The sequence below is a fragment of the Streptomyces sp. NRRL F-5630 genome (genome assembly GCF_000719475.1).
GTDB lineage: Bacteria > Actinomycetota > Actinomycetes > Streptomycetales > Streptomycetaceae > Streptomyces.
Window position 1 is genome coordinate 64,805 of sequence record NZ_JOGO01000019.1, and the last position, 11,580, is coordinate 76,384.

The window sequence follows — 11,580 nt, forward strand, 5'->3', positions numbered from 1 at the left end:
CGAGTCGTCGGCGTCGTCCGCATCCTCGCCCCCGCGCCCCGCCAACCACCTTTCGGTAATGAAAACCATTGTCGTATGCTGTCTTCCGCGCCGCCACACCTGGCCCGGCGACGGCCCCGCAGGGCCTCGGCAAGAAACGAAGGACAGCGATGAAAACCGGAATCCACCCCCCGTACAGCCCCGTCGTCTTCCGTGACCGGGCGGCCGGGTTCGCCTTTCTGACCCGTTCGACCATGACGAGCGAACGGACCGTCGAGTGGGAGGACGGCCGGACCTACCCGGTGGTCGACGTCGAGATCTCCTCCGCGAGCCACCCCTTCTACACCGGCACCGCGCGCGTCGTGGACGCCGCCGGGCGGGTCGAGCGCTTCGAGCGGCGGTACGGGCGAGGGGCCGGCCGATGAGGCCGCAGGACACCCCGCTGCCCGTCGTCCTCGTGGCGGGCATCCACGCCGAGGCGCGGGCGAGGACGGTCGCCCACCTGCTGCGCGTCGTGCCCGGCAGCGTCGTGCTCCACCACGACCTGCGCGACGCCCCCTCGGGAGCGGTCGTACGCGAGTTGCGCGACGCCTCGGGCACCCTGGCCACCGGCGAGACGCCGCTCGTCAACGACTGCGCGTGCTGCGCGCTGCGCGAGGACCTCGTCCCCGAGCTGCGGCGTCTCGCGCGCGACGGTACGACGCGACTCGCCCTCGTCGAGCTGTGGGACTCCGTCGAACCGCGCGCGATGGCCGAGGTCGTCGTCGCGCACGCGGGGGAACTGCTGCGGCTCGGGAACGTGCTGACCGCCGTGGACCCCGCTCTCGTACTGGCCTGCCTCGGCAACGGTGACGAACTCGCCGAGGCCGGTCTCGCCGCCGCGCCGACGGACGAGCGCACCGTGGGCGACACCTTCGCCCGGCAACTGGAGTATCCGGGCGTCCTCGTGCTCGCCGGTCAGGACGAGGAATGCGCCCCGGACGACCTCGCCCTGCTCACCCAACTGCACCCCACCGCACGACGTCTGCCGCTCGGTTCCCCCGCACTGCCCCGTCTGCTCGACGCGGGCTTCGACACCGAGGCGGCGGCCGCCGCCCAGCATCCGGCGATGGCTCTTCTTCCACAGGAGGCGGAGGAGGCCGGCGTCGGCACGCTCGTCTGGCGTCACCGCCGCCCCTTCCATCCCGGCCGCCTCTTCGAGGCGCTGGAGGAGTTGTGCTGCGCGGCGGTACGCAGCCGGGGCCGCTTCTGGCTCGCCGACCGGCCCGACACGCTCCTGCACTGGGACGCGGCCGGTGGCGCCCTGTGCGTGGAGACGGCCGGGCCCTGGCTGCGCGGACTGCCGGACGCGGCCTGGGACCTCGTTCCCCCGCTGCGCCGGGCCGCCGCCGCGCTCGACTGGGACCCCGAGCACGGCGACCGCGAGCAGCACCTCGTCTTCACCTCGCCCGACCTCGACCGCGAGGGCATCGCCGCCCTCCTCGCCTCCTGCCTGCTGACCGACACCGAGATGGCGGGCGGCGCGGAGACGTGGAAGCACTTCCCGGCCTCGTTCGACCAGTTCCTCGACCCCGTCCACTGACGCCGCCGCACCAAGGAGCCCTCCCGTGCCCCGCACCACCCGCCGTGACACCCGCACCCCGCGCCCCAACCCGCTCGACGCCGCCGGGATCACGTACATCGACTACAAGGACACCGACCTCCTGCGGAAGTTCATCTCCGACCGCGGCAAGATCCGCAGCCGCCGCGTCACCCGGGTGAGCGCCCAGCAGCAGCGGCAGCTCGCCGCCGCGATCAAGAACGCCCGCGAGATGGCTCTCCTTCCGTACGGCAGCCGCTGAGCCGCAGCCGCCGAGCCGCGATCCCTGAGTCTCGCTCCCCCGGGGACGCAGTCGCCGAGCCGCGCGCGCCGGACCCGTGCTCCCTGGGCCCGGGAGCGCCCGGCCGCGGTCGTCCTCCCCACCTATGGACCAGGCGCCGTCGCGACACCACCTCCTGACCCCTCGCATCCCCGCCTCAGAAAGGCAGCCCCCATGGCCGTCCCCAAGCGCAAGACCTCCCGCGCCCACACCCGTCACCGCAGGGCGCAATGGAAGGCGAGCGCCCCGAAACTCGTCACCGTCACCGTGGACGGGGTCGCCCACCGCGTGCCCCAGCACCTCGTGGCGGCCTACCGCCGCGGCCTGCTGCGACCCGAGGAGTGAGCGCGATGGGCGCGCACGCCCTGCCCGTGGCCGTGCTCTCCGGCTTCCTCGGCGCGGGCAAGACGACGCTGCCCCAGTACGTGCTCGACGACCGGGACCTCCTCATCGAGTCCAGCGGGATCTCCGAGCCCTGGCGGTCGCCGCGACCTTCGCCCTTCGCCCGTGACGACGGGACGAACCTCGGCGAGGTGGCGCGGCTCGACACGAGGGTCACCGTCGTGGAAGGGAGGAACTCTTCCGTTCGCCCGCCGCCTTCCATCCCGGCCATGCGGCGCGTACCGCGAGAAGTAGCATACGACAACGATTTTCATTAGCGAACGGGGTTCGTGCCCCGCGAAGAGAGAGGCATCCATGTCCGCGCACTGCCAACTCACCGGGAGCAAACCCGCTTTCGGCAACAAGGTGTCCCATTCGCACCGCCGCACGTCGCGGCGCTTCGACCCGAACATCCAGCGCAAGAGGTACTGGCTCCCCAGCGAGGGCCGGTACGTCCGGCTGGTGCTGAGTGCCAAGGGGATCAAGACGGTCGACGCCATTGGCATCGAGGCCGCCGTCGCCCGTGTCCGTGCCCGGGGGAACCGCGTCTGATGGCCAAGAAGAGCAAGATCGCCAAGAACGACAAGCGCCGCGAGATCGTCGAGCGCTACGCCGCCCGCCGGGCCGAGCTGAAGGAGATCCTGCGTCGCCCGGACTCCGGTGAGGAGGAGAGGAGCGCCGCCCTGCGCGAGCTGCGTCGCCAGCCGCGCGACGCCAGCGCGACGCGCGTCCGCAATCGGGACAGCGTGGACGGCCGGCCCAGGGGGCACCTGCGCAAGTTCGGCCTCTCGCGCGTCCGCGTCCGGGAACAGGCGCACGCGGGCTTCCTGCCGGGAGTGACCAAGTCCTCCTGGTGAGGGAGTGATCAGCCCCGCTGCGCGGCGGCCACGGCACCGCCCGCGCCGCCTCGCCGCGGGCGTCGCGGCCGGTACCGCTTCGGCGCCTCGCTCACGAAATGACCGGCGAAGGGGGCGGCTCTGCTCGGCCCCCCGGGCGGGCCGCGCTCTGGATCAGCCGCCCTGGGTGCCTGGCGCCGGGAAGGCCGTCCCGCCGGGCAGGCGGTCCGGTTCGCGGCGGTCCGGCGTGACGCCCTGGGCGGCCGGGGCCGCCGCCACACCGCCTGGGCCCGCGTGCCGCCCCCGCCCGGCGACCGGGCGCTCCGCTCCGTGGCGGGCGGGGCGCCGGTGGACCGGGGCACCTCGGGGGCGGTCCGGGTGGGTGCCACGGTCACCCGCCTTGCTCTTCCGCGTCACCCTGCCGCTAGTTTGGGTCCGGAGAGGTATGAGGGCCCGTGGGGCGAAGGCGCGCGCGGGGAACTGGAGGGCGGGAAGAGTGTCGCTGCGTGTCGGGGACCCGGCCGAGATCGGCGGCTACGCACTGGAGGCGCGGCTCGGCTCGGGCGGGATGGGAACGGTCTTCCTGGCGCGCACGGGATCGGGGCGGCCTGTCGCGATCAAGCTGATCCACGAGCAGTTCGCCGCCGACGAGGAGTTCCGTACCCGGTTCCGGCAGGAGGTCGCCGCCGCGAGGCGGGTCAGCGGGGCCTTCACGGCCGCCGTGGTCGACGCCGCTCCCGACGCCGGGCGGCCGTGGATGGCGACGAGCTACATCGAGGGCGACACCCTCAGCCAGCACATCACCGCGAAGGGCCCGCTCGGCGGCGCCGGGCTGCGCAGGCTCGCCATCGGCCTCGCCGAGGCCCTGCGCGACATCCACCGCGTCGGCGTCGTCCACCGCGACCTCAAGCCCTCCAACGTCGTGCTCTCGCCCGAGGGCCCCCGTGTCATCGACTTCGGTATCTCGCGTGCCGCGGGTCAGCAGACCCTGACGATGACGGGGCGGATCATCGGGACGCCCCCCTTCATGTCGCCGGAGCAGTTGCAGGCGCCGCGCGGCGTCGGGCCGCGCTCCGACGTCTTCTCGCTCGGGACCCTCCTCGTCTACTCGGTGACGGGGCGCGGGCCCTTCGACGCCGACAGCCCGTACATGACGGCGTACCAGGTGGTGCACGAGGAACCCGCACTCGACGCGGTGCCGCCGCCCCTGCGCGCGGTCGTCGAGCTGTGCCTCCACAAGGAGCCCGAGCGCCGTCCCTCGGCGGAGGAACTCCTCGTCCTGCTGCGGGACCTGCCCTCCGACCTCGCCACGGCGGGCGGGGCCGACGCTGTCGCGAGCCGCACCAGGGACGTGGCCACGCGGCACGACGTCGCGACGCCCGGCACGGCTGCCGAAGCGACCCGTCCCCCCGGGACGCCCGACGCCGCCGAGGCCCCTGAAGCGCCCGATGCCGCCGAAGCAGACGCCGAGGCCGAGGCCGCCGAAACCCCCGATGCCGCCGAAGCACACGCCCAGGCCGAGGCTCCCGAGGCCGCCGAAACCCCCGAGGACCCTGGGACCACCGGCCGCACCACCCTCAACGGTCGCCGCCCCCGGCGCCGGTGGCATTCCGTGCTCGCCGCCGTGGCCGCGGTGACCGCCGTGGGCGGGGGAGTGGCCGTGGTGACGACGACCGGCTCCGGGGAGGACGAGGGGGCCAAGAACAGTGGCGTCGCGGCCCCGGCGCCTCCGGACGGCTTCGCGCCCTGGCAGCAAACGGTGCGGGGCGGGCGCCCTGACATCCCCGACGAACTGCGCTGCGTCGCACGCGGGGACGCCGTGTTCTGCGGGGGAGGAGGCGTGATCGCGACTCGCCTCGACGTCAAGGACGGCTCGCGGGTGTGGACGGTGAAGAGCCCGGGCGTCCCCGCCAATGGCCTGTACCTCGTCGGAGCCACCCGGGACACCGTGCTCGGCTACCGCTTCGCGCGCGAGAACTCCCTGAAGGACCCGCCCAGGCAAGTGGTGGCACTCGACGCGCGGACGGGCCGCGAGCTGTGGTCCGTGCGGAGCGGCGCCCAGTCCCAGGCCGTGACGGGCCGCACCCAGGACGCCGTCGTCGCCGGTGAGGCCGTCGTGTCGGTCGACGGGTCCGGCTCACGTCTGGAGGCGAGGGACGCGCACAGCGGCGAGGTCACCTGGAAGACTCCGTTCCCGGCAGGCGACCGGTGCGCCCCCGTCGTCGCGGGCACCCGGCTGCTCGCCATGTGCGCGCGGGACGCGGAGATCGACGCGCTGGAGGTGTCCCACCCGACCCTGTTCACCGTCGACCGTGCCTCGGGCCGCCTCGGCAGCCCCGTCGAGGTGAAGGGCCCCGTGGTGCCCGTGGGCGTCGCCGGTGGCCGTCTCGCCCTCCTCCGGGTCCACAAGGAGGGCGCGGCGTCGGTGGGCTACGACGGCGTGGCGCTGGCCGACCCGGCCACGCGGAAGGTCACGTACGCCCGGCTCGACCGGACCTACGAGGGGACGCCGGGCATGGCGGGCGGCACCGTCTACGTGAGCGGGCAGACAGGGCGGGTCGTCGCGATCGATCCGGAGAGCGGGCACCTGAAGTGGTCGCGCCAGACCGCCGTGGAGGGCGCCTCGGGGCCCGCCGCGGGCGAGGACGCGCTGTACTTCAGCTCGGCCACAGGGCGGGTGGTCGCCCTCTCGCCCTCGGACGGCGAGGTCCTGTGGTCCACCGACCCCCGGGTCGACGGGCTGACGGGCGAGAGGGGCGCGGGCCCCCGCGTGACGACGGTGGGCGGCGCCCTGGTGGTGGCCGCGGACAAGAACACGCTCTTCGCCTTCGACGCGCGCAAGCCGCCCCAGTCCGGCTGACGACCGGCTTTCGTACGCGCCGCGTTGTCCGTTCCGCCGGTCTCGTGGCCTCGCCGCCACCGCCGTGCTCGCCGCCCCGGCCAGCGAGCGCGGTGAACGGCGCCGCGCCGCCCGGCCGACCGGAAGGTACCGGCGCCATGAAGGTGGCCGACGAGAAGCACGCCGGGCGGTGTCACGCGGGGGCGTCGGGCGTCACGCGGGGGGCGCGCCGCGCGGGGGAGTGGCCGTCCTGCCGCGCGCGGAGACCGCCGCCGCACCGCCCACCGTTTCGGTGACGTCGTGGAGGTGCAGGGCGCGCAGCGCGGCCTCCATGGCGAACCGGTGCTCGGGGTCCTCCAGGCGGTGCCCGAAGTGCGCCTCCAGGTTGCGCAGCCGGTAGCGGACCGTCTGGGCGTGCACACCGAGCGCGTCGCCCACCTGGTCGGCGGTGCCGCGCGTGGTGAGCCACGCGTGCAGCGTCTCCACGAGCCGGGTGCGGCGCGTCCCCGAGACCTTCGCCAGGGGGGACAGCTCGCGCCGCGCGACCTCGCGCGCGAGGGGGAGGTCGGAGAGCAGCCACAAGGCCATGAGGTGGTCGGCGGTGCGCAGGTACGGCGTGTCGGGGACGACGCCCTCGTCGACGAGCTGGAGGACGCGGCGGGCCCAGCGCAGCGAGTCCGCCGCGTGGGCGGTGGGCACCGTGAGCCCGATGGCGAGCCGCCCGTCGAGCACCGCCGTCTCCAGCATGGTGTGCCGCTCCGGGGTGAGCGGCCCGGGGACGAGGAGGTGCGGCTGGGGCGCGCCGAGGTCGGAGAGGACGTCGGCCGCGAGCCCCGCCTGGGTGTGCTCGGGCGCGGGGGCGCGCAGCGCGATCATCGTGACCTCGTCCGGCACCTGCCAGCACGCCTGCTCGCACAGGTCGTTGATCGTGGCGTGGTGGAGCGGGGTCCCGGCCAGGAGCAGGTGCAGGAGCCGTCTTCGCACCATCTCACCGCCCGCGCCCGCCCGCGCCTCCATGTACCCCTCCAGGGACAGCGCTTCGAGTTCCCCGATGTACGAGAACAGCGCCTCGGCGAAGGTCAGGAGGAGTTCGGGCGAGAGGTCGAAGCGGCGTCCCAGGGACTTCGCACGGCGCAGCGCGACCCGGGCGCCGAGGCGGTAGGCGCTCTGCAGGGTGTTGAGGTCGCGGCCCTCGTACGCCTCCACCCGGCCGAACTTGCGGAGCAGTTCGTCCCGGCTCGCCGTGGAGGCCCCGGGATCGGCGACGCGGTCGACGAAACCGTTGAGGCTCTTCTCGACCCCCTGCCGGATCGCTGCCTCGTCCGGGCCGTCGAGCAGCCCCGCGTACTCGGGGAAGGCGCGGGTCACCTCGACCCTGATCTCCTTGATCAGTCCGGGGATCTCGGGCCGCATGATCCGCGCGAACTCCCGTGGTAACGGACCGGGCGAGTCCTCGACCTCGGTGGTGCGGGCCGGCAGTTGCACGGCAGCCTCCTTGCTGTCCGGGCGCCCGGGTGGGTCCGGGCGCGAGGGCGTCCGACGGGAGCCGCGCCCTCGCGACCGCCAGGTGCGTACCGAGGGGGGACGTCTGGTGGGGGCTACCGACGGTAGAGCAACTGTCGCTTGTTGTACACAAGTTGTGCGGGATTTGACGGTGGGGTGTGGGGGCTTGAGGGGGAGTTCGGGTCAGGGGGTCGTGGCGGGCTTGAGGCGGGGCAGCTCGGGGACGACCGGGGGGCACCCGGAGGGGAAGTCGCCGGTCACGCACGTGGGCGCCTGGTTCATCCGCAACTCGTTGTCCGGACCGCTGATGGCCGCGGTGAACAGGCCGTCCAGGTTCTCGCCCGCGGTGCCGCAGCCGGTGAAGGCGGGAATGGTGACCTTCCCGGTCAACAGGCCGCCGGAGAACACGTTCACGTACGGGTTCTCCTTGGAGTTCATGTCGCCGTTGAGCAGCACGCGGAAGCTCTTCGCGGTCCGGCAGGAGGGGCCGACGTCGAGCGGGGTGCCGTTGACCACGACGTCGTGGAGACGCAGGGACTGCTGGAAGACGATCCGGGCGAAGGCGGTGGTGGGGTCGTTCATGTGGGGCTGCCCGGTGAGGATGGTGACCTTGCCCGTCTCGAAGGTCACGCTCGCCGTCACGGGGAGGTAGCCGAAGTTGAGGAAGCTGGCGCGGGCGTCCGGGAGGTGGATCTCCGCCAGTGACCAGATCTGGTTGAAACCCTCCGCCCCCGGCTCCTCGGCCCATTCGCCCAGATCGGAGCGGACCACACCCCGGACCCGCATCAGCGCTGGCTTCCCCGCCGGGTCGTTGATGAGCATCGAACCGTTCTGCTTGCGCACTGTGCTGATGCCGACGGCGTAGGCGCACAGGGGCACGCCGTCCAGCGGGATGGGGTTGAAGTGGTACGGGGGCGGTGGCGCCGAGACGCTGGTGTCCAGCTCGCCGGTGGGCATGTCGGCGCACTCGTCGGGCCAGGGCGCGGCAGGCGCGGCTTCCCTGGGGGACAGGGTGACATCGTCCTCGCGGGCCTTCTCCCGCGCCGCCGGTCCCGAGGGCTCCCCGCGGGGCGAGGCGGGCCGCGTGTCCTCGGGTACGGCCGTGTCCTCCGGTACGGCGAGGTCCGCCACTCGCGGTTCCCGGCCGGGCGCGGGGGAGCACACGAGCGACACCGGAGGGCCCGCGTCCGGCTGGAGGACGAGACGCGCCTCGGCGGCGAGCAGCCGGACCCGGCCGGAGGAGTTCACGGTGATCGTGGGGACTTTCCCGGCGTAGCGAAGGACGAGTTCGGTCCCTTGTGCCGGGATCTCCGTCCCGGCGGCCCGCAACGACCAGTCGGCCCGCGCCTGTTCCTTGTTCTGCCGGACATCGACGCCGAGCGTGGCCGAGCCGGTCACCACGCGCGCGTCCGGGAACAGGGCACTGGTCGCGGCGCGCGGGAGGTGCGCGGTCACCTCCACGGTGCCCGCGTCGACGGGGCGGCCGGGGACCGCGCTCCGCGGCAGGCGGGTCGTCACCTCCACGCGCGCGTCCACGGTCGTCGACGGGGCGCCGGTCGGGTCCGGGAACCGGCACGCGTAGGCCAGGTCGGCGCTGGTGGGGGAGTCCTCGTCGGCCTGTGAGCCCGTACCGGTCAGGAGCCCCAGCACCAGGGCGGTCGCGGTCGTGGCGGCCACCCGCGCGGGACGCGCCCCACGCCGCGCCCCGGTCGCTCCTCCTGTTGTTCGCATACGTCCTCTTCCTTGTCCTGGGCGCTTCCTACCGGGCGGACGCCGGGGGTCACGGGAGTGCGCGGGCGCGGGGCGGGCGGCCGGTTCACGGGGGCGCGCCGGGCCCCCGCCGCGCGGCCGAGGGGAACACCGACGCCCGTCACGGGCCCGGGGGCCGGTGACGGGCGACGACGCGCTCACGCGCTCACGGGGTCAGCGGATCACGGAGAGGTGATCGACTGGGAGGCGGTCAGGGCGTAGTTGGCGATGAAGTCGGCGTGCGCGCCCGCCGTGATCAGGCCGAGGCAGCTCGCACCCGCCTGCGCGGCGAGCGAGCCGCCGCCGGTGATGTGCAGCGTGCTCGTGGTGTTCTCGTACCAGCCGTTCGTGGTACCGGCGAAGGTGACGTTGCAGCCGCTGCCGGTCACCTTCGCGCTGATGTTGCTGACGTTGCCGTCGATGTGGTTCGCCGTCGTGCCGGTGGCGTTGATGGAGAACGGCGCGCTGGTGCTCGCGGCGGCCGACACGGTGAACGGGATGCCGGACACGGAGCAGCCGGTGAAGGTCAGGCTCGTGATGGAGGCGAGCTTCGCCCCGGCGTTGCCCGAGCCGCTCTTCAGCGTCCCCTTGGCCTGCGAGGAGGTGCAGTTGAGGATGGCGGCGCCGGAGGTCAGCTTCGGGTTGCTGGCGTTGGCCGTGAAGGCCCCGCCGGGGGTGACGGTGTACGTGGCGGTCGCGGTCGCCGACGCGGAGGAGACGGAGAGGCCGATGGCCGAGGCGAGCGCGGCGGCTGCGACGGCTGCGTTCCGGGTGAATCTGCGCACGAGGGATCCCTTCGGGGGAGCGAATGGCGTACGAGCTCGGGTACTGACACAGGTCGACCGCCCGCGAGAGGGGCGGCCGGCGGCTCACACTCCAGGTCAACGAACCGATCGGTCGCACAGGCCGTTGTTCGTCGCCTTCGAGAGGGGACGTTACGAGCTGGTAACCGGAAGCCGCAATGGAAAAGGGAAAGAATCTCTCGTGCGGGTCCTGATCGGTGAATTTCTTACCCGCGGGCGAGCAACGGAACCCGGCTTTTTGTCGACGCGTGACGATTTCAGGGCTGCCGGGCTGAATTGCTCACCAGGTGCGCAAGCCGGGGGCCGCGATGCTCACTCGCTGACAAACGCACGGGTAATGGAAAATGCGTCAGCAGGCTTATTGCCGTGCGAGGTTTCCGGTGAGTAGCGTCCGGGCTCGCGTAGTCCGACTCCGAAGGGAAACCGGAATGAGCACTCTTAGACGCCTCACCGTGCTGAGCGCCACCGCCGCCTTGGCGACGCTCGCGTCCATCGGTACGTCAACGGCCGCGGGATCGCAGCTGAACGGGCACTGGGCGCCGTTCAACCGCTGCCCGGTCGACAATGCCGCGATGCTCGCGGCCGACGGGATCAACGACCAGGCGACCTGTATCTCCTCCAGTTCGTCGAGCGGTGTCATCAAGATCGGCAGCTCCGTCGTCCCCACCGGCAGGACGGACCTCCAGGCCGGAGTCATCACGCACGCGGACGGCACCAACACGGTGATAGCCCCCGCGGACGGTGCGCTCGTCGCCGACCCCGCCGACCTGCCCGGTGGACTGCTCGGCCTCATGTGCCCCAGCTCCGTCCCCGTGGTCGGCGCCGTGTGCGACCAGATCACCAACAGCACCCTCAACCGCGTCACCGCCACCGTCGAACCGGTCGGCACCCCCACGGACTTCCAGCTCTTCGCCGGCCTCGGCGAGAAGCAGCCGATCCTCTCGATCCCGGTCCGCGTGCACCTCCAGAACCCGCTCATCGGAAGAAACTGCTACATCGGGACCAAGTCCTCTCCCCTCGTGCTGCGCCCGCAGAACCAGAGCGTCCCGGACGTGGCGGCCGAGTCCTTCGCCGCGAACGGCACGCCGGCCGACACCGGCGAGATGGTGCGGCTCGCGGCCACCGGGGCCGGTCAGGAGGACACCACCTTCGCCGCGCCGGGCGCGAGCGGCTGCGGCCCGCTCGGTCTCGGTGCCTTCAACTGGGCCGTCAACCTGAAGTCCGGCCTGCCCGCGGCCTCCGGCAAGAACTCGTTGACCCTCAACAGCGCCTCCACCTACCTGGCCACGCTCACCGACCCCGGCAGCGCCGCACCGCACCAGGGCAGGACGTTCTCGCAGTACTGGCACTCGGCGGCCAAGTGACCGGACGGCTCCCGCGGCGGGCGGCGGAGCCGTCCCTCGCTCCCGGCCGCTTGTCACCCCGTGACAAACCCGAACTCCCGCTTCGCCGCCATCGTGATCATTCCGTTCCCTGAAAACCGGTGAGGAAATACTTGGTGAACGGCTGTTGCGGGTCGAGGTTACCCGGCCGTAACGTCATTTCCGGGGAATGCTTCTCTCTCGGTCCGGCGCCCTCCCGCCTGCCGGGAGTCAGCGGAGAAACGGACCCGGGCCCTCCTTCTCGGCCGT

11 protein-coding genes and 1 pseudogene are annotated in these 11,580 nt (G+C 72.9%); 9 read left to right on the forward strand and 3 right to left on the reverse strand.

Translation table 11 applies throughout. From position 1 onward, the window contains the following. The first annotated feature begins 149 nt into the window (after positions 1–149). From IF99_RS0111980 to IF99_RS0112020, 8 genes and pseudogenes are all read left to right on the forward strand, one after another. Entirely contained in the window at positions 150–404 is a 255-nt protein-coding gene (locus IF99_RS0111980; RefSeq protein ID WP_030996403.1) for a type B 50S ribosomal protein L31, read from the forward strand. Further along, entirely contained in the window at positions 401–1,561 is a 1,161-nt protein-coding gene (locus tag IF99_RS0111985) for a CobW family GTP-binding protein (protein WP_030996404.1), read from the forward strand. The genes IF99_RS0111980 and IF99_RS0111985 overlap by 4 nt, the downstream gene beginning before the upstream one ends. A gap of 25 nt (positions 1,562–1,586) precedes the next feature. Continuing rightward, on the forward strand, positions 1,587–1,820 hold the full coding sequence (gene rpsR / locus IF99_RS0111990; RefSeq protein WP_030996405.1) for a 30S ribosomal protein S18: 234 nt from the start codon (positions 1,587–1,589) through the stop codon (positions 1,818–1,820). A gap of 192 nt (positions 1,821–2,012) precedes the next feature. Then, entirely contained in the window at positions 2,013–2,183 is a 171-nt protein-coding gene (gene rpmF / locus IF99_RS0112000; protein WP_030996406.1) for a 50S ribosomal protein L32, read from the forward strand. Continuing rightward, positions 2,180–2,416 (forward strand): annotated as a pseudogene (locus tag IF99_RS0112005) (hypothetical protein); the annotation flags it as partial. The gene rpmF and the pseudogene IF99_RS0112005, both read left to right, overlap by 4 nt. A 118-nt stretch (positions 2,417–2,534) precedes the next feature. Further along, positions 2,535–2,771, forward strand: a complete 237-nt coding sequence (gene rpmB, locus IF99_RS0112010; protein WP_030996408.1) for a 50S ribosomal protein L28 — start codon at positions 2,535–2,537, stop codon at positions 2,769–2,771. Next, positions 2,771–3,076, forward strand: coding sequence for a 30S ribosomal protein S14 (rpsN, locus tag IF99_RS0112015; RefSeq protein ID WP_030996409.1), 306 nt, complete (start codon positions 2,771–2,773; stop codon positions 3,074–3,076). The genes rpmB and rpsN overlap by 1 nt, the downstream gene beginning before the upstream one ends. Positions 3,077–3,551: 475 nt before the next feature. Next, positions 3,552–5,915 (forward strand): serine/threonine-protein kinase, encoded by a 2,364-nt coding sequence (locus IF99_RS0112020; RefSeq protein ID WP_030996410.1) that lies wholly within the window; start codon positions 3,552–3,554, stop codon positions 5,913–5,915. Positions 5,916–6,107: 192 nt separating this feature from the next. Here the strand turns inward: IF99_RS0112020 and IF99_RS0112025 are convergent, their stop codons facing one another. The 3 genes from IF99_RS0112025 to IF99_RS0112035 all read right to left on the reverse strand — a co-directional run bounded on the left by IF99_RS0112025 (position 6,108) and on the right by IF99_RS0112035 (position 9,931). Then, the gene (locus tag IF99_RS0112025) at positions 6,108–7,379 is read right to left on the reverse strand and encodes a helix-turn-helix domain-containing protein (RefSeq protein WP_030996411.1); all 1,272 of its coding nucleotides are present in this window, start codon (positions 7,377–7,379) and stop codon (positions 6,108–6,110) included. Positions 7,380–7,580: 201 nt separating this feature from the next. Continuing rightward, positions 7,581–9,128, reverse strand: a complete 1,548-nt coding sequence (locus tag IF99_RS0112030) for a DUF6801 domain-containing protein (protein ID WP_030996412.1) — start codon at positions 9,126–9,128, stop codon at positions 7,581–7,583. Between the two features lie 200 nt (positions 9,129–9,328). Then, entirely contained in the window at positions 9,329–9,931 is a 603-nt protein-coding gene (locus tag IF99_RS0112035; RefSeq protein ID WP_030996413.1) for a hypothetical protein, read from the reverse strand. A gap of 446 nt (positions 9,932–10,377) precedes the next feature. Here IF99_RS0112035 and IF99_RS0112040 point away from each other — a divergent pair, with 446 nt between their 5' ends. Then, positions 10,378–11,313 (forward strand): hypothetical protein, encoded by a 936-nt coding sequence (locus IF99_RS0112040; protein ID WP_030996414.1) that lies wholly within the window; start codon positions 10,378–10,380, stop codon positions 11,311–11,313. The last annotated feature ends 267 nt before the right edge of the window (positions 11,314–11,580 follow it).